The 18,344-nt window shown below is 44.5% G+C and carries 15 protein-coding genes and 1 pseudogene; 8 read left to right on the top strand and 8 right to left on the bottom strand.

Translation table 11 applies throughout. From position 1 onward, the window contains the following. The 4 genes from GX654_16955 to ugpC all read left to right on the top strand — a co-directional run. Positions 1-1,288 (top strand): extracellular solute-binding protein (locus GX654_16955; protein ID NLD38551.1); only part of this gene is annotated, 1,288 nt, incomplete at its 5' end. Between the two features lie 161 nt (positions 1,289-1,449). Then, positions 1,450-2,316: a sugar ABC transporter permease gene (locus GX654_16950; GenBank protein NLD38550.1), complete on the top strand. Its 867-nt coding sequence runs from the start codon at positions 1,450-1,452 to the stop codon at positions 2,314-2,316. Positions 2,317-2,322: 6 nt separating this feature from the next. Then, positions 2,323-3,285, top strand: coding sequence for a carbohydrate ABC transporter permease (locus GX654_16945; protein NLD38549.1), 963 nt, complete (start codon positions 2,323-2,325; stop codon positions 3,283-3,285). A 98-nt stretch (positions 3,286-3,383) separates the two neighbouring features. Further along, entirely contained in the window at positions 3,384-4,472 is a 1,089-nt protein-coding gene (gene ugpC / locus GX654_16940; GenBank protein NLD38548.1) for a sn-glycerol-3-phosphate ABC transporter ATP-binding protein UgpC, read from the top strand. 70 nt (positions 4,473-4,542) lie between these two features. On the opposite strand, the gene GX654_16935 is transcribed toward ugpC, so the two are convergent. The 6 genes from GX654_16935 to GX654_16910 all read right to left on the bottom strand — a co-directional run bounded on the left by GX654_16935 (position 4,543) and on the right by GX654_16910 (position 12,314). Beyond that, on the bottom strand, positions 4,543-6,099 hold the full coding sequence (locus GX654_16935) for an FAD-binding protein (protein NLD38547.1): 1,557 nt from the start codon (positions 6,097-6,099) through the stop codon (positions 4,543-4,545). A 69-nt stretch (positions 6,100-6,168) separates the two neighbouring features. Then, complete coding sequence (locus GX654_16930) at positions 6,169-6,825, bottom strand: HTH domain-containing protein (GenBank protein ID NLD38546.1); 657 nt, start codon at positions 6,823-6,825, stop codon at positions 6,169-6,171. A 138-nt stretch (positions 6,826-6,963) separates the two neighbouring features. Further along, positions 6,964-8,349, bottom strand: a complete 1,386-nt coding sequence (locus GX654_16925) for an MATE family efflux transporter (protein ID NLD38545.1) — start codon at positions 8,347-8,349, stop codon at positions 6,964-6,966. Further along, positions 8,350-10,167, bottom strand: a complete 1,818-nt coding sequence (locus tag GX654_16920; GenBank protein ID NLD38544.1) for a thioredoxin domain-containing protein — start codon at positions 10,165-10,167, stop codon at positions 8,350-8,352. Positions 10,168-10,184: 17 nt separating this feature from the next. Then, positions 10,185-11,432, bottom strand: a complete 1,248-nt coding sequence (locus tag GX654_16915; protein ID NLD38543.1) for a GAF domain-containing protein — start codon at positions 11,430-11,432, stop codon at positions 10,185-10,187. Between the two features lie 99 nt (positions 11,433-11,531). Beyond that, entirely contained in the window at positions 11,532-12,314 is a 783-nt protein-coding gene (locus tag GX654_16910; GenBank protein NLD38542.1) for a divergent polysaccharide deacetylase family protein, read from the bottom strand. Between the two features lie 759 nt (positions 12,315-13,073). Here GX654_16910 and GX654_16905 point away from each other — a divergent pair. The 4 genes and pseudogenes from GX654_16905 to rmuC all read left to right on the top strand — a co-directional run bounded on the left by GX654_16905 (position 13,074) and on the right by rmuC (position 16,004). Next, a pseudogene (locus tag GX654_16905) lies at positions 13,074-13,262 on the top strand (histone). 104 nt (positions 13,263-13,366) lie between these two features. Then, positions 13,367-13,948: a hypothetical protein gene (locus GX654_16900; protein NLD38541.1), complete on the top strand. Its 582-nt coding sequence runs from the start codon at positions 13,367-13,369 to the stop codon at positions 13,946-13,948. Between the two features lie 254 nt (positions 13,949-14,202). Beyond that, positions 14,203-14,520, top strand: a complete 318-nt coding sequence (locus GX654_16895; protein ID NLD38540.1) for a hypothetical protein — start codon at positions 14,203-14,205, stop codon at positions 14,518-14,520. Positions 14,521-14,651: 131 nt separating this feature from the next. Next, positions 14,652-16,004, top strand: coding sequence for a DNA recombination protein RmuC (rmuC, locus tag GX654_16890; GenBank protein ID NLD38539.1), 1,353 nt, complete (start codon positions 14,652-14,654; stop codon positions 16,002-16,004). Positions 16,005-16,039: 35 nt separating this feature from the next. Here rmuC and GX654_16885 read toward each other — a convergent pair whose 3' ends face one another. Both GX654_16885 and GX654_16880 read right to left on the bottom strand, forming a co-directional pair. After that, positions 16,040-16,924, bottom strand: coding sequence for an EamA family transporter (locus tag GX654_16885; protein NLD38538.1), 885 nt, complete (start codon positions 16,922-16,924; stop codon positions 16,040-16,042). A 16-nt stretch (positions 16,925-16,940) separates the two neighbouring features. Next, the coding region (locus GX654_16880; GenBank protein ID NLD38537.1) for a hydrogenase at positions 16,941-18,344 on the bottom strand (1,404 nt) is incomplete at its 5' end.

The raw sequence follows: 18,344 nt of genomic DNA, 5'->3' as shown, positions 1-18,344 counted from the left end.
TAAAGCCGCTGCAATTGAATTCTGGACAACCGAGACACAGTCTGACCGAGTCAGGACTATTCAGCTTCTGATGGATACATTCCAGGCATTAAACCCTGGCATAACTGTAAATCTCATCCCTGTTGATGAAAATGATCTGCCTTCTCAGATAGCTGCGGCTGCCGCAGCAGGAACCCTTCCCCATATTATTGAGGCAGGAAGTGAACTGATTATCGCCTTTGGTGAAGAGGGTATACTTGATGTGCATCTCAGTTCTGAAATATTAAAACAGATTGGTGAGAAACGTTTCTACAAAGGTGCGCTTAAAATGCTTTCCTCCCCTGAAAAGGGCATGTATTACGGCCTGCCCTTTCACGGATGGGTTCAGGGCATATGGTACAGGAGAGACTGGTTTGAAAAAGAGGGGCTAAGCCCTCCTGATACATGGGATAATATCTTAAGGGCCGCAAGGACGCTCCATAAACCCGAAAACAACCAGTATGGGATTCTTACAGGCACAAAACCTGAGGTATACACAGAACAGTGCTTTACACATCTTGCATTGTCTAACGGTGTAAGGCAGTTCAATGAGAATGGCGAACTGGTATTCAATTCTCCTGAAACCCTTGAAACCCTGAATTTTTACAGGCAGCTTTCAGGGTATAATCCGCCCGGTCCGCAGTCATGGAGGGCGAGGGATTATTATATCCAGGGAAAAATGGCGATGTTTTTTTACTCTACCTATATTATGGATGACCTTGCCCTTGCCGAGGAGGCGCGAGGCTCTCTTTCAGGTGATTTTTTTTCAGACCTCAAGGGAAATGCCTTTGACCCTGAACTGGTAAACAACACCGGAGTTGTAACCATAATAAAGGGAAAAAGGCCCGCGGGATATGGAGCTATAGTTGGCCTCTGCCTTATGAAAACCAGATCAAAGGAGGGAGATGAGGCGACGAAAAGGCTTGTTGAATTCATGTATGAGCCCTTTTCCTATATAACCTTTCTACACATGGCGCCCGGAGGTATGATCCCGGTTATTAAAGAGATAGCCTCAATGCCCGAGTATTTAAATGATCCGAAGGGTCTCTTCAGAAAATATGGAAGAAAAAAAATGGAGGAGATTATAGCGGGCCTTGAGAATATAGAAAGCTTTACAAATATTGATGGCCGTCCATTTCCAATGGCCGGCAGGATTTATTCAAAGATGATTATACCTCAGATGATATATTCGGTAACAATAGAGGGCAAGTCTCCTGAAGAGGCGTTAAAATTGGGGGAGGGGGAGATGGAAAAAGTAATCAAAGATTAGGTTTTGTTCAGTAAGCAGGTTAAATATATAAACAAAATTTGACCACATATTAATTAGCTCAAGGCGCAAGGCTCAGGGCGCAGGGAAAATCAAAAAAATATTTTTTTACCTCCCCTTGTTCCATGCGCCCTTTGCCCTGCACCTTAATAAGGATTTATCCTTTGCAACTATCCCTCTCCCAGAAAGAATCCAGGCTCGGCTTAAAGCTGATTGCACCCTGCATAGGCGTGATAGGAATTCTTATCATATACCCTATCCTCTATAACATTTATCTAAGTTTTTTTGACGTCAGGCTGGCCGGTGAAAATATATTTGTGGGGTTGGCCAACTATGAAAGGCTCTTAAGGGAGTCAGGTTTTTTCAGTTCACTTGTTACAACCGTCATCTATCTCGCAGGATCAGTAATCGGCACTACAATACTCGGACTTTTGGTAGCCCTTGTTATGAGTATAAAATTTCCCTTCAGAAACATTGTAAGGGGTGTAATTCTCCTTCCTTACTTTGCCCCGGTCATCTCAGTTGTTTTCGGGTGGCAGTTTTTCTTTGATCCGGTCAACGGCATATATAATCACCTGATGGTAGAAACCCTTGGTATTGCCGGGAGCAGGTATAATCTTATCGGGGAACCTCGCAGCGCTCTTGGTATTGTAATCATTTTCAGTATCTGGAAGAATTTCCCCATTTCATATCTTTTGATCATCTCAAGGCTTCAATCGATCAATAAAGATCAGTATGAGGCGGCTGCAATGGATGGATGCGGCCCGGTTGCACGGTTTTTTCATGTAACACTGCCTGAGCTATACTTTGTTATGGGCACGCTCATTATACTCAGGCTCATATGGAACCTGAACAAGTTTGAAGAGGTGTTTCTGCTTGCCCCCAATGTATGGACCTTGCCGGTTTTTACATATTATACTGCCTTTACCGGGATAATTGATCAGGGATATGCGGCAGCGATATCTGTGGTCCAGTTTGTTGTCCTGGCTGCACTTATAATCTTTTATGTAAAAAAGGTCTTGAAGTGGTGATCTAATATGCACAAAAGGCGATCATTTATTCAGAATATAATGCTGGCTGGGGCAGTCGTCCTGCTGCTTCTCTTTTGCCTCTTCCCCTTTATCCAGATACTATCTACATCCCTCAAATACCAGTTTGACTGGGGAAATCCATCTTTAATACCCCGGAAGATAAATATGGATGCCTACAGGGAGCTGCTCGGTTTTTCTGCCACAAAGGAGGTTGAGATACCTGAAAGCATAAAACGGCTTCTGGATAACCCCCTGCTTAAGGAAGAGCAGAAACAAAAGATACTTGAAAGGTACAGCTCTACCGCTGACATCTTTCCCTTTGCAAGGTACTTTATCAATTCCTTTCTTCTATCAGCCGGTGCTGCTGCTGTTTCTTTGGTGCTGGCAATGTTCGGTGCATATTCCTTCAGCCGCTTGAGATACAGAGGGCAGAAAATTATGCAAAGGGGGGTTCTTTTTGTTTACATGGTCGGAGGGGTTCTTCTCCTCGTCCCCCTTTATCAGATGGGTGTAAAAACTGGTCTTGCCTCTACAGTGTGGGGCTCTGTGCTGAGCCTTTTACTGATATATATTATCCAGACCCTTCCTGTCTCTCTTTACATGCTGGGAAATTATTTCAGGACAATACCCTATTCCATTGAAGAGGCGGCAGCCATGGATGGCTGTTCAAGGTTAGAGTCCATATACCGCATTATACTGCCCCTGTCCGTGCCTATGATGGTAACAGTCTTCATCTACTGTTTTATCATTGCCTGGAATGAATTCCTGTTTGCCTCGGTTTTTTTAAGGCAGTTCCCTGATTTTCACACCCTGCCCCTTGGGCTTCAGTCACTTTTTGTATCCAGGAACGCCATATGGGACAGGATAATGTCCGCCTCCATACTTACGCTTTTGCCTGTGGTAATATGTTTTATGTTTGCGATGAGACATCTCACCGGAAACCTTGTGGAGGGTGGGGTGAAGGAGTGATGAAAGAATGGCGCAAGGCACAGGGCTCAGGGAAAAACATTCCTTAAAACCTTGAGCCATGCACCTTGCGCCTTGCGCCACTTAATGAAAGGGATACCATGTCCACTGTAACGCTCAATGGGATATATAAGAAATTTGATGAGACTGAGGTTCTGCACAACATCAACCTTGAGATAGGTGAGGGCGAGTTTGTTGTTATGGTGGGGCCATCAGGATGCGGAAAGAGCACTATCTTAAGGCTTATTGCCGGGCTTGAAGAGGTTACACAGGGAGAGGTGCTTATTGATGAGAGGGTGGTGAATATGGTGGAGCCGCACCACAGGAATATTGCAATGGTCTTCCAGAATTACGCCCTTTATCCCCATAAGAGTGTGAGGGAGAATATTATTTTCGGGCTTAAAAGGGCAAAGGTGGCTAAAGATATTATCGAAGGGCGGCTTAAAAAGGCTGCAAAGATGCTTGAACTTGAAGACCTGCTGGACAGGAGGCCATCACAGCTTTCAGGCGGACAGAGACAGCGCGTTGCAATGGGAAGGGTTATTGTAAGGGATGCAAACCTGTTTCTGTTTGATGAGCCATTGAGTAACCTGGATGCAAAGTTAAGAAGCAGGATGAGGGTTGAGATTAGAAGAATCCACAGGGAATATAAGACCACGAGTATATATGTAACACACGACCAGGTTGAGGCCATGACACTTGGTGACAGGATAGTGGTTATGAAGGATGGCCGCATAGAACAGGTGGGCACCCCAATGGAGATATACCTGAACCCCGTTAACATCTTTGTGGCTACCTTTATAGGCGCACCTGCAATGAATATCATTGATGCCATGCTTTATCTGGGGTTTATAGAGGTGGAAGGGCAGAAGATAGCTTTAAATAACAGGGTTGAAAAGATACCTGTCCCTGCGTCAGGAAGAAGGGTAAAACTGGGAATAAGACCTGATTTTTTTATTGATGAAAAGAACACGGAACATGGTGCATCCCTTTCAAGGATAGAAAATGCCCTGGTAGATATTGTTGAACCCCTGGGTTTTGAAAGGGAGATAGATGCAACCATTGGAAGCCAGCATATAAAGGCAAAGCTTGACCTGAGGACAACAGCAGGAGAAGGAGAGAAGATAACCCTCTGTTTTGACATGGATCGGGTACACCTTTTTGATCCTGAGACTGGGATGCGTCTTTAAGTGCTGCATTACCATAGGGCTTAGCATAATATTCCTAAAAGTTTATATTGAACTGATATCCTTCAATATCTCAATTATTCAAAACATACTTCATTGCTGCTTCCGCACAGTTTTCACCATCTATTGCAGCAGAAACTATCCCCCCTGCATAACCCGCCCCCTCGCCGCATGGGAAAAAACCTTTGATACCAGGGTGCATGTATGTAATCTTATCCCTTGGAATCCTTACAGGGGTGCTTGTCCGGGTCTCAACACCAATGAGCTGTGCATCATTTGAAGAAAACCCATGCATCCTTTTATCAAATTGGATCAGCGCCTCACGCAGCCCTTTAACCATGAACAGGGGCAGTCTTTCATGCATGGGTACAGAGACAATACCGGGTATGTATGAAGAGGCGTTTAATGTTGAACTCTGCCTCCCCTTTATAAAATCATCAGCCCTCTGTGCGGGTGCAGTCTGTGAGTTACCCCCCAGCATGAACGCCTGCCTTTCCAGTTCCATGCGTAATTTCAGGCCCGCAAACTCAACTTCATTCTGGTGTATGGCCCAGTCTTTTTCATCAACAGTAACAACAAACCCGCTGTTTGCATAAGGTGAGTCGCGCCTTGATACTGACATGCCGTTTACCACCTGCTCATCAGGTGCTGTGGCAGCAGGAACGATTATACCGCCAGGGCACATGCAGAATGAAAAGACCCCCCTTTCGTCTGTCTGGCATGCAAGGGAATAGGTGGCTGCGGGCAGGTTCTTGCGGTAATCTTTTGAATGATACTGTATCTCATTGATCAGCGCCTGCGGGTGTTCTATCCTTACCCCCATGGCAAAGGGCTTTGCCTCAAGCCGGATATCATGGTTTTTAAGCATGTAATAGATATCAACCGCGGAATGGCCTGTGGCAAGTATCACACTGTCACCTGTAAATTCCATTGAGTCGTTTACAATCACCCCTTTTACCGATTTGTCTTTGATGATCAGGTCTGTTACACGGCTTTTAAAATTGATCTCACCATCGCAGGATAGAATCGTCTCCCGAATTCCTGATACGATACCTGGCAGCCTGTTTGAGCCTATGTGCGGGTGTGTGTCAACCATGATATCAGGGTCTGCCCCATGCTGTACAAGTATCTTTAATATCCTTTTTACATCGCCCCTCTTGGTGGAACGGGTATATAGCTTGCCGTCACTGTATGCCCCTGCGCCCCCCTCACCAAAGCAGAAGTTTGAATCAGGATTAACGATATGCTTTTTCTGTATGGCGCTTATATCAAACCTGCGGGCTGTTACATCCTTACCCCGCTCAAGCACAACAGGCCTGATGCCCGCCTCTATCAGCCTTAATGCGGCAAACATGCCTCCAGGGCCAAATCCAACAACAATAACCCTTTTATCACCCTTTACCGGCTGGTATTTTATTTTCTCTTCAGCAAAAAGCGGGGACTCGTTTATATAAACATCAAAGAGGGTTCTAAAAACCGGGGTTTTTCTTGAATCAATCGAACGGCGGACAGGGATAAGGGCAGATATCTCATCCGCATCCACTCCCAACTGCTGAGCGGCAACTCTTTTATGATGTTCCCTGTCTGTAATATTTTCAGGGTTTATAGCAAGTTCAATCTGTTTTTTCATAATAGTACCCTGTTATGAGGAAAAAATTATTAATACCCCACTAATACTTATCGACAATTTTACCCCAAATCAAGGTTCAGGTATTTTATCAGTCTTCTCAACTACCCAATACCCACCTTTATCTGGCCCTATTCGGGAAATCAATCCGTTTGCCTTCAGGAGTTTTATCTGCTTCTTGACAGCGCGATCACTGATACCAAGCCTTTCCGCTAATTCTTGGATAGTGATTTCAGGTGCAGCTTCCATGTGTTCGATAATTTTCTGGGAACTTTTCTGGGAACTTTTCTCCGGAGTTTTTAATTTTTTATCCTGCGGTTTAATGCCTCGATAATAGGTTACGGTAAAAAAGTCGTTATAGGAAAAATCCACAGTTGATTTGCCGTTTATTCTTACTGCATCACGAATGCGGTTGATACCTGTACCGACCTTTTCAATAAAATTTATCCTTTGCAGGAGTGATGAGATAAGAGGGTTTCTGGCAACACTCTTTCTTCCAAAATCTTCCGGTTGTAATTCGCGCAGTATATCCTGAAGAGAGGAGCGGTTTCTATTATCTGTGACACAGCCTTTTATGATTCCATCATCCCTGACACCAATTAGAATTTTACCTCCGCCAGAATTGGCAAAGGCGCAGACCTCTTCCAGAAAGGTCTTATCAAGGGCCTCTTTGAATTCAAGGTGATACCCCTCACCTGCAGCCAATAATTCATCTATCTTAGATTTCATTTTTTATAATTTTAAAGGGCCTGCCTGCCTTTAAAAAGCTACTGTTAAAGGTTTATCCTCAGTCCTATCAAATATGATTTTCTGATATATAGCATATTAACCAATTGTCTCTATCAATTTATCAGCGGTCTGCAATTCCTACACCTCTTTTCTCTTCCATCTGCCTGTAAGGAAGTAAATAACATACCCGCAGGTGAGCATGACAAAGCTTAAGGCCATTGCCCATCTTACCCCCAGCACCTCAAGCCCCCACAGTTTAGGAAAGATTAATGCCATTGGTAAAAGCACCAACCATGTTGTGGTCACCTCAAAGGTCATGGGGATGGTTGTGTCACCGACCCCTGTAAAAAAGTTCAGAAACACCGGTTCGAGACCGCACATGAGATACCCAACTATGCCGATCCTCAAAAACAGGGTTGTTACCCTGATGAGTTCCCGGTCCTTTGTGAATATGGAGATAACCGCCTCCGGAAAAATAAAGGCAAGGGCACAGGCTATTATTACAAATGACTCCGCGATCCCAATGGCATAAATACCGCTCTTTCCTGCCCTTTCAGGTTCACCTGCCCCCAGATTCTGGCCGGCAAGAACGCCTGCGGCAGAGCCCATACCAACCCCTGCCATAAAGAATACCATCTCGACTCTCTGGAGCACAGTATGGGCAGCAACGGCGAGTGTCCCGTATTGGACTATTAATTTCATTACAATCAGGTTGCTTAAATTTTTCTGTGCCATCATGACAATACCAGGGATACCTATCTTGAGTATCCTCCACATGAGGGCGAAATCTATTCGCATGCCCTTAAGGTGCAGCTTAAGTTGCGTCTTCCCTGTAAAAAGGACAAACAGGCTTGAGATAAGCCCGATAAGAAGGGAGCACACATTTGCAAGGGCTGCACCCACTACCCCCATCCCCGGCATAAAAAGCCATCCGAAAATAAACAGGGGGCTTAGGGCAACATGGAACACCTTGCTTAATATGCCAATTATCATGGGCCTGATCGTATCACCTGATGACTGCATTATGCTCTCGCAAACCATACCGGAACTCATAATAACCGCACCGCAGAAATTTACCTTTAGATAGGCGCTCCCCAGCCTGAGTACCTCTGCTTCAACCCCCATTAAACTGAGTATGGCATCTGAAAATATTATCCCAATAGCGGCGATAATGACAGAAAGAGCCATTGCGATTAAAAAGGCCTGTCTTGCAACCCTTACTGCGTCATCAGGCTGTTTCATTCCTATGAACCTCGCAATAAGCGCCCTTGCACCAATGGCAACGCCCATCATGGCGGTCATGACAAACATTACGATCATACCGGAAACACCAACTGCTGCAATGGCGTCAGGGCCCAGCCTGCCCACCCATATCATATCAATGGTGGGCCCTACCATCATCATAATATTGCTTATTATCATAGGCCAGGAGAGGAGCAGGAGATTCTTAAATATGTTGCCACTGGTCCAATCCCTGACAATCCTCTCTCTGACATCGGATTTTTTAATTTCTATGTCCTGCATTTATAATCCTTTTTTTAATAAATACTCTATCCCGCACATGAGAAAGGTATGGGCAGAGGGCATCTTCTTAACTTCGTTTGAAAAGGCCGTGGCAGTATCAATCCCATACTTTTCAAGATCAGTTCTCCTGGTGATCCGCCCAAGCCTTAAAAGGTTTAACATGGCAGCGGAATTTGAAGATGGGATAGCCCCGTCATAGATCTCCCTTTTCCTTAATGGAAGCTGTTCCCCGTTATCAGGTGTAAAAAAGAGGCCGCCCCTTTCCCTGTCATAAAAATGGGCCAGGAAATAATCATTTAATTCCAGCGCAAGCTCCAGAAACCTTGCCCCAGAGGTCGCCTCATATAGATTAATAAGGCCCCATATAAAAAAGGCATAGTCATCTGCATTGCCATTTATCTTTGCCTCGTGCTCCCTGTATCTGTGAAGGAGCCCCCCATCATTATCTCTCATCTGTTCAATGATAAAATCTGCTGCCTTTATTGCGCAGGAGGCGTATTCCCTGTTTTCAAGCGTCTTTGCGCCAAGGGCAAGGGCAGCGATCATCAGGCCATTCCAGTCTGTGAGGATTTTATCATCCATGTGCGGGTGGACCCTCTTTTCACGTTTTATAAAAAGGATGTTTACTGCCTTTGTAACCTTACCCTGAAGCATGTTAACTGGCATGTCTTTCTCAAGGGCGATCTCTTCAACCGGTTTTGCAAGGTAAAGGATATTTGAACCTGTTATCTCTCCGGTGGATTCCTCTGAGAAATTCCCTTTTTTCTTTACATTAAATATATCTGTTATAAGTTCGGCATCCTCACCAAGTATAACCTTTAACTCATCCTCTTTCCAGGCATAGAATTTACCCTCTTCCCCTTCGCTGTCCGCATCAATGGCAGAATAGAACCCCCCTTCAGGGGATAAGAGGTCTCTCATTACAAATCGAAATATTTCAGTTGCTGTTGAAGCATATACCTTTTCCCCTGTAGCCTGAAATGCCTCCAGATATGCAATTGCAATCATGGCCTGGTCATAGAGCATCTTTTCAAAGTGAGGGAGCAACCATTTGCTGTCTGTTGAGTACCTGTGGAACCCGAAACCGACATGGTCATAGATCCCACCAAGCCTCATATGAAGTAGGGTCTTTTCCGCCATCTGAAGCGCCTTTTCATTACCTGTGCGAATGTGGTATCTGAGCAGAAAAAGGATATTATGGGGGCTGGGGAATTTGGGCATCATGCTGAACCCGCCTGATGCCGCATCAAACCTGTTAAACAGCTCTTTATAGGCCCTGTCTGTTACAGATGCATCCATGACCTCGCCAGGCATAAGGGTGTCCATATTATTAAGTGCTGCCTGTATCCTTGAGGCGGATTCCATCACCTCGCCCCTCCTGTTATGCCACAACTCCATAAGCCTGGGAATAAGCTCCACCATCCCTATTCTGCCTGGCTGTGTGTTTTTGGGGAAATAGGTGCCTGTATAAAAAGGGATTTTATCCGGGGTCATGATTATAGTTAATGGCCAGCCGCCGCTCCCTGTCAGCATCTGGCACGCAGCCATATAGATATTATCAAGATCAGGCCGCTCCTCCCTGTCTACCTTGATAGAGATACAATTGTCATTCAGGAGCTTTGCCACCTCGTAGTCCTCAAAGGATTCCCTCTCCATAACGTGGCACCAGTGGCATGTGGAATAACCTATGGAAAGGAATATCGGCCTGTCCAGTTCCCTAGCCTTGTTAAACGCATCATCGCACCATGGGTACCAGTCAACCGGGTTATGGGCATGCTGTAAAAGATAAGGGCTCTTTTCATGGATAAGTCTGTTCATTTTTATCTCCGCATTTTTTAATTAAAAGGCAACCTGATCTCTATATCTGTCCCTTCATTTTTTCTGCTTGAAACCTTTATCTCTCCGCAGTGGTTCATAATGATCTGTTGAACCATTGTAAGCCCGAGGCCGGCGCCTGTTTTTTTTGAGGTAACAAAGGGGTCATACAGGGTTGCTATCTCCTCATCCTCTATACCTGTGCCGGTATCTGTCACCTCAATAATTACATGGTTCTCAATTCTCTGTACTAAAAGACTCAACTCACCGCCATTCATCATAGAGTCAAGTGCATTTTCAAATATGTTGGTAAGGGCGGTATATATCTGTGATTCATCAAGGTCAATATCCGGAATGGCCTTATCAACTGATATCCTGATGATAACGCCCTGTTTTTCTGCTGTTGTTTTGAATGCCTTTAATATGCGGTCAATCACAGGGAGAATGCTCACCTTCTTGAGCTCTGCGCCCTGCACCTCTGCAAGCCTGTGCACCTGCTTTACCAGCCGCTCAAGCCTCGCTGTTTCACCGAGTATGATTTCTGTATAGTTGTATGCATCAGGGTCATGCATGAAACGGGTTTTGAGTCTCCTGGCAAAGCCTCCGATTACCATAACCGGGTTTCTTATTTCATGTGCAACACTGTTTACAAGCTGCCCCATTGCTGCTGCCCTTTCTGTGCGGATCAGTCTTTCACGTGCAGACTTCAGGTCCTGGCTTGTCAGTTCATAATCATGTTCAAGCCTTTCATAGAGCCGGGCATTTTCTATCGCAACGGCAATAAGCTGTGAGAGGCTGGTAAGGATCTCTATGTCCTGCTCATTAAAATTCTCACCGCTCTTTTTGTTAAGCACCTGTATAGCGCCCATTGCCTTTCCCCTGATGAATAAAGGGACACATACGAGCGACCTTGTCCTGAAACCGGTCAGAATATCCAGGCTGTTACTGAATCTTTTTTCTTTTTTCACATCATTTATAACCATTGGTGTGCCTGACTTTACAACATGACCGGCTATGCCCTGTCCAATTTTTACGCGGATATTTTTTATAGGGTCTTTCTTTTCGCCACGTGCGAGCCGTATAAAAAGATCCCCTTTTTCTTCATCCTTTTCATAGATGGTGCTCGCCTCTGCATTTATAAACTCTTCAGCGCAGTTCATGGCATTGTCAAGGACTGTCTCTATCTTGAGAGATGAGTTGATAAGGGTGCTGAATTTGAGAAGGGTCTTCAACTCATGGTGATAAAGATCATCCTTGCTGTCAGCCATTTTAATCTCCGGGATTGATGGATGTTAAGGGCTCGATCATACTATTATTTAAGGACAGAGGCAAATTATCAGATTGGATAACCTGAAAGAGGGTGAGGGTCAGGTCAAAAGGGTTGAGACCGGCACAAGGGAAATATCCGTTACCCTGATGTTATTGTAAAAACTTCTTAATGCCCTGGCGGTTTCATGAAAGGGGTGGCCGATACCGGTTGCCTGGCCAAAGAGTTGTGCAAGCCCCTTTAGGTTTTCAAGCTGCATGCCTATATGCGCCTCATCCTGGACATTGTCTATAAAGATGTTCCGTCTTGCAGCGGAGATATTCATTGTCTTTGCTGTCCGGTAACCTGTAGAACGATTGGTGGTAAGACTGTCCACAAAAAAGAGCCCGTTATCCCTTACAACCGTGAGCACCTCCTTCATCTCATTTCCGCATGCGGTAAACCTTGACCCCATGTGATTGTTGATGCCTGTTACATAGGGGGTCTCAGCAATATTCTCCTTTATAGTACAGGTTATTTTTTCAGGCGGGTCTTCAACATATAATGCACCTGGCCCCGGATCAACAGATGGGTCAAGGGGCTCCATTGGCTGATGGAGCATTATCTCATAACCGGAATTATGTATCTTTTCTGCAAGAGATGCAGACATGGGAAGCCTGGGAAGTATTGAAAAGGTGAGAGATGCCCCGATATCAAGAAACTCCTTTAATCTCTCCTCACTGAAGCCTATATCATCTATAATAATCGCTATTTTGGGGTTAGTAATGCAGGCACGGGCAACAGAGGTTGAAAGACCTTTAAAACCAAGGAGACTACCAGCAAAAAACAGGGCGCTTTTATATAAAAAGGCCCTTCTTCCCATTATCAAGTCTTTTTCCGGCATGTCATGACCCTTGTTTTGTATCAATATGAAGAGTTTGGGCTCTTTTACAATAATTAGTGGTTCTGGTCAAGGATAAATCTATATGTTGTATAAGAAACCGGATAAAAGGTTGTTCCTATTTTAAAGCTATTTGAATTAGGATAACTGTAATTGATTTCATCTGCTTTTTGCTGATTTTTGATAATAGTATCATGTTTTTTTATTGATTTTTAATTATTTAAGGCTTAAAGAAAAATGGATAGTTCAATATCGGAAACCAAATCAACGAAGGTCAAAAAAGGAGGAGTCACAATGGCAAAATCTAAGTATGGAAAATACATATTCAAGGAACCTCTGGAAGTAGGCGGTAATGCACCTACCCTGCACATTTGTGCTGAAAAGGGTTGTATTGGGGAAAGCATTAAGGTTCCTGTTGAGGTGCAGCTTCTTGTCATAACCGAGCCGGTTAAATTCCCCCATCCGGCCCATTCCCATGATGGAGATGAGATCTTTTTCATCTTTGGCGCTAATCCGAAAAATTACTATGATTTTGACGCCGAGATAGAGGTCTGTTTTGGAAAAGAGGGTGAAAAACATATAATAAATTCTACCTCTATCCTTTATATGCCCAAGGGATTGATTCACGGCCCGATTAATATCAAAAAGGTTAATAAGCCATTCCAGTGGATGCACGTGCTGTTCTCACCCAAGTATGACATGTCAACAGGAGATGTCTCTCTGCATCCCGGACATCCGCGTAAGCATTATACTGCAGCGCAGATTAAAAAGCTTAAAAAGGGTGAGCCCGCAGTAAAAAAAGCAGCAGCTAAGAAACCGGCAGCTAAAAAGGCTATGGCAAAAAAAACAGCAGTTAAGAAAACCGCAGTTAAAAAAGTAGTAGCTAAAAAAGCTACAGTTAAAAAAGCCGCAGTAAAAAAGGCAGCAGCTAAAAAACCGGCAGCTAAAAAATCAAGATAAAAATCTGGCCCCGCACCTGCTGCGGGGCCTAAAAAGAAAAAACCAGACGGATCTAAGGCATCAAATAAATCTATCAAAAGGATCAGGTAAAAAAAATGGATAATGAAAGACGCAGAACCCTTTTTGAACTTTACAAAAAAAGCAGTGATGAAGATCTAGAGCAGCTCCTGCTTGAGGGGAAAGAGAGCTTTGAAGATGGCGCCTATGAACTGATTCTTGCTGAGGCAAAGAGGAGAAAACTTGATACAGGCACTGACTATATTGAATCTTATGATGAAGATGAGGCAGAATATAGCGAGGCCAAAAAAGAGATCCGGTTTAATATGATGAGCGATGCAGACCTCATGGGGGTGCTTGTAAACATGCACCAGCTTGATGAGCTCAATTTTCATCTTGCCTCTGCAGAGGCCATCAGGAGAAGGATAGACGCAACAGACATCAAGACATACAGGAAGACAGTGCAGCAGGAAAGATGCGCTGAACCTGTTGAAGTTGAAATGATAGAAAACCCCCGGCCCCTTGTCATAGTAAAGACTATTGATGAGGCAGGTTTTTATGCTGAGGCACTTGATGGTGAGGGCATTCCCTATGAGGTGCAGATAATAGTGGATGACAAGGATTACAAACAGGCTGAAATGGCTACAGGCAGCATTATACCTCCTGTGAATGATGAATAAAACCTGAACAGTTATTATCCCAGCACTTCACCGTTCAACTACTTGAATATTTTTACATATTCATTAAATATCCAGGGTATCTTTTGTTTAATCATTTTAAAAATAAAAATGGCTGGAACTGGCGAATCAACTGTTTTAGAATATTGTCCTGTTGCTTCGCTTAACACAACCGGCACAAGGAACCATAATGACTGATAAAAAGATATCGAAACCTTGATAAATGTGTCATTACCCAAATATTAATGGAGTTCTCTATGGATAGAAGCATTCCAACTGATGAGGAGAGAAAAAGGCTTTTAAAAATGGCCAGGTTTTATAAACATCTGCCTTTTTATATCATCTCTCTGGTCATTATGTTTGGTGTATTTAATTCCATTTTTGATAACTACCCCTTAATAGAGACCATATTGTCGCTGATACTAATCCTGGGCATGATTTTTTTATTATTGAACTTTGCCCTGCTAAAAAGATGTCCGAGGTGTGCATCATGGGGAACACCTGCAGTTGGAGGCAACTGCCCTAATTGCAATCTTCGGCTTGACCCAACATATAAAGAAAATCAATCAGGCTAAAAGATTTTGAAAAGATAATGCAGTTCATAATTAAGGCAAAGTAATATCTGTATAATGGCAAATGGGTTTCCACTACCTATACACTCTATCTGCTTAAGATACTGGGGTTACCTTTTTAAATGGAGTCGTTTGTGACAGAGATCCTGTTATATATAATAATCGCCCTTATAGTAGCAGCATGTATTATGCTGATTATTCTGCTGAAAAGATCATACAGATTTGATACCACAACGATAACCTCACGTCTTGATTCCTTTGAAAAGGCGCAGGAGCGCACTGAACGAGCAGTTAAAGAGGAGGTTGCTCAGAATAGAGTCGAACTGGGCAATGCATCAAAAGAGCAGAGGCTTGAGCTTTCAGCAGCATTCAAGAGCTTTGGGAATTCTGTGATACAGCGAATGGGCGAGCTGACCCATACCCAGAAGGGCCAGCTTGAGGCCATGTCAGCCGCAATAGCAAGGCTCTCTGACTCTGTTGAAAAAAAGATGGAGGATGCAAAGGTCACTCTTGAGGGCAGGCTCAGGAACATACAGGATGATAATGCAAAACAGCTTGAACAGATGCGCCAGGTCGTAGATGAAAAACTTCAGGGTACACTGGAAAAACGGCTGGGCGAATCCTTTAGATTGGTGAGCGAACGGCTTGAACTGGTTCATAAAGGGCTTGGAGAGATGCAGGCGCTTGCCACAGGCGTTGGGGACCTCAAAAAGGTACTTACAAACGTCAAGACCCGTGGAACATGGGGTGAGGTGCAGCTTGGCGCACTCCTGGAGCAGGTGCTTACCCCTGAGCAGTTCGCAACCAATATCGCCACAAAGGAGGGTGCTGAGCGTGTTGAGTTTGCAATAAAATTGCCGGGGCAGGGCGCAGAAAAGGATGATATGGTCTATCTTCCAATTGATGCCAAGTTTCCGATAGAGGATTATCAACGCCTGATTGAGGCACAGGAGAGGGCAGATGTAGAGGTAATTGAGATTGCAGGCAGGCAGCTTGAGGCACGGGTTAAGTCATGTGCATATGATATCTGCTCAAAGTATATAAACCCGCCAAAGACCACCGATTTTGCCATTCTTTTTCTTCCCATTGAGGGGCTCTTTGCAGAGGTTATCCGCAGGAGCGGTTTAATAGATGCTGTTCAGCGTGAGTGCCGTGTAGTGGTTGCAGGCCCTACTACATTATGGTCCATCATGAATAGTCTCCAGATGGGTTTCAGGACCCTTGCGATTCAGCGGCGTTCAAGCGAGGTCTGGAACCTGCTTGCAGCTGTTAAGACCGAGTGGACAAGGTATGGAGATATCCTGGATGCAGTTCAGAAAAAGATAAATCAGGCATCTGATACAATTGAAAAGGCCAGGATAAGATCAAGGGCGGTTGGAAAAAAACTAAAGGATGTCCAGGAGCTGCCTGCAGGTGAGGCAACAGGCTTTTTGCCTTTGGGTTTTTCAGAAGATGATGAAGAGGTAAAAGCAGAAGAGGTTATGTAACGTTATAGAGGCAAATAATAATGACAGCCTTATTATTACTTTATAGCGGTTATCAGGAATGTGCCGGCCAAGAGAACAAGGGTGGCGGTGAGCCGGACAGCAAGCCCTGTTTCACGAAAGAGTTTTCCTCCCACAAGGCATGCAATGAAAACCGAGAGTCTTTTTAATGCCAGCACAAGGGCCACCTTGCCGCCAGCCACAGCCAGGATCTGTGAATACCTGTAACCTATTGTGAGTACTCCGATAAATGCAATAAGAGGCCAGCCGTTTTTAATTGATTCGGTAAAACATTCAGCGGCCCCTTTCTTCCTGATGGCTATAAATGCCAGGCTGAACAGAAACAGGTTAAAGAGGTGCTGGAAAAACATGAATGCCTCAGGCTTAATCCTGAAATTGCCAACAATAACCTTGTCAAGCACAGAGGTGATTGTGAATGCGATAAGTGCAATGAGTATATAGTTGTGTCCCCTTGATCTTATGAATATGGTAAATGGGGCAAGGATGTGGTTACCCTTTTTCACATTAATAAGGTATGTCCCTATAATAACCAGTATAAGCCCTGATATCTGCCAGATGTTCAGGCTTTCATTCAGAAAAATAAAGGCAACAATGGCAACAGCGCCGGGGTTAAGATCCATAAGTGGGAGAGAGCCGCTGATATCAAGCCTTTTCAGGGCGGCCATAACAGAGTAGAATGCAATTGCATTGAAAATACTCTTTATAAAAAGAACAGACAATGCCTGGCTGTTTATCTCCGCAAAATCGAAGAAAAAGGCAAAGGGCACTGCAAGTATAAATGCAAAAAGAGAAAGGATGGCTGAAAATTCAAGCGCATCTATCTTAAATAGGGATTTTTTTTCAGCGATGGCAGCGGCTGCCGAAAAGGCAGCCGATACCAGTGCAAGAATACGCCAGTCCATAAAACCCGCTTTAGGGTTATGCCCCCTCAGATATAGGTTCCATCTCTACTGGCCGTGTAAGCCTGAGAAAGCTGTCCAGCTCTGTCTGGCTTACCTTTATACCATTTACCTTTATCAGGAATTCCTTGCCAGGGCAGTCCTTCAGGTGCAGAGGCACTATGCGGATACCATCTTGAAGTTTACGTTCTTCAATCTTCTGATTAAGCGCCCTGATAAAGTCTCCAACGCCGTTTGCAATACATTTTTCACATACACATATCTCAATGACCTGGGTCTTGAAAACAGAATCACCCATCTTGCTGGACTTGGTGATCTTGCCTTTCCTGTTGAAATAATGGGTATGCAGCAGATGGTGTGCCTTTTCAGAGTTGGGTTCACCATAAAACTCTGTATAAAGATTTATGATATCCGGGTTATCCTGGGACTTCCTGAATTTGGAGGTCTTGTCTATATTGATCAGGACCTGCTGTCTTTTTTCAAGAGAGTCAATCTTTTTGGGCACAGGGTGTCCGGCCCCGGATATACATCCGCCCGGGCATGTCATGACCTCTATAAGGTCATACCCCGTATCAACACCCTCCTTTACCCTTTCTATTACCTGTTCAGCATTGTGAAGACCGCTTACAACAGCAACCCTGAGCTTATTGCCACCCAGGTTAACAGTTGCCTCCTTTATCCCTTCAAAACCCCTTACGGCCTCAAACTCAAGCTGGGCAAGCTGTGCCTGTCCTGAGAGTTTTTCAGCGGCCATCCTGAGTGCGGCCTCGGCCACACCGCCTGATGCGCCAAAAAGAACACCGGCCCCTGTGACCTGTTTGTAGGGGTCATCAAACTCAGATAGCTCCACCTCATTAACATCAGTGAATGTTATCTCTACCATCTCAATGAGTTCTGTTGTGGTAAGAACGCAGTCAACATCGCGTATACCCTCGGGTGCAAACTCCTCCCTTGCCGCCTCAGACTTTTTAGCGAGACATGGTACTATGGACACTACAAAAAGGTCTTTTTTAGGTATATTTGCCCACTCGGAAAAATGGTTCTTAACTGTAGCACCCATCATCTGCTGAGGTGATTTGCATGAGGAGAGGTGCGGTATTAGTTCGGGATGTCTGCGTTCAACATAATTGACCCACCCCGGACAGCATGATGTAAACTGGGGCATTATACCCTTGTTAGTTACCCTGTTAATAAATTCTGTTGTCTCTTCAAGGATGGTCAGGTCTGCGGCAAAACAGAAGTCAAAGACCCTGTCAAAACCCATCTTTTTAAGAAGCCCGGCTATAAAGGGAGATGCCTTGTCAAAGGGCAGTTTATAATGTGAGGCAATAACGCTTCTTACTGCAGGTGCAACAAAACCTACAACCGTCTTTTTCGGGTCTTTGATAGCGCCCAGCACCTTCCATCTTTCTCTCTTGTAATC

Origin of the sequence: Desulfatiglans sp. (assembly GCA_012513605.1) — a bacterium.
GTDB lineage: Bacteria > Desulfobacterota > DSM-4660 > Desulfatiglandales > HGW-15 > JAAZBV01.
The sequence above is the reverse complement of the archived record's forward strand: the minus strand, read 5'-3'. Positions and strand labels throughout refer to the sequence as shown.

Excerpts from the sequence above, each read along its gene's own strand:
- GX654_16945 (NLD38549.1), top strand. The coding sequence starts at position 2,323 with ATGCACAAAAGGCGATCATTTATTCAGAATATAATGCTGGCTGGGGCA.
- ugpC (NLD38548.1), top strand. The coding sequence starts at position 3,384 with ATGTCCACTGTAACGCTCAATGGGATATATAAGAAATTTGATGAGACT.
- GX654_16935 (NLD38547.1), bottom strand. The coding sequence starts at position 6,099 with ATGAAAAAACAGATTGAACTTGCTATAAACCCTGAAAATATTACAGAC.
- GX654_16930 (NLD38546.1), bottom strand. The coding sequence starts at position 6,825 with ATGAAATCTAAGATAGATGAATTATTGGCTGCAGGTGAGGGGTATCAC.
- GX654_16925 (NLD38545.1), bottom strand. The coding sequence starts at position 8,349 with ATGCAGGACATAGAAATTAAAAAATCCGATGTCAGAGAGAGGATTGTC.
- GX654_16920 (NLD38544.1), bottom strand. The coding sequence starts at position 10,167 with ATGAACAGACTTATCCATGAAAAGAGCCCTTATCTTTTACAGCATGCC.
- GX654_16915 (NLD38543.1), bottom strand. The coding sequence starts at position 11,432 with ATGGCTGACAGCAAGGATGATCTTTATCACCATGAGTTGAAGACCCTT.
- GX654_16910 (NLD38542.1), bottom strand. The coding sequence starts at position 12,314 with ATGCCGGAAAAAGACTTGATAATGGGAAGAAGGGCCTTTTTATATAAA.
- GX654_16900 (NLD38541.1), top strand. The coding sequence starts at position 13,367 with ATGGATAATGAAAGACGCAGAACCCTTTTTGAACTTTACAAAAAAAGC.
- GX654_16895 (NLD38540.1), top strand. The coding sequence starts at position 14,203 with ATGGATAGAAGCATTCCAACTGATGAGGAGAGAAAAAGGCTTTTAAAA.
- GX654_16885 (NLD38538.1), bottom strand. The coding sequence starts at position 16,924 with ATGGACTGGCGTATTCTTGCACTGGTATCGGCTGCCTTTTCGGCAGCC.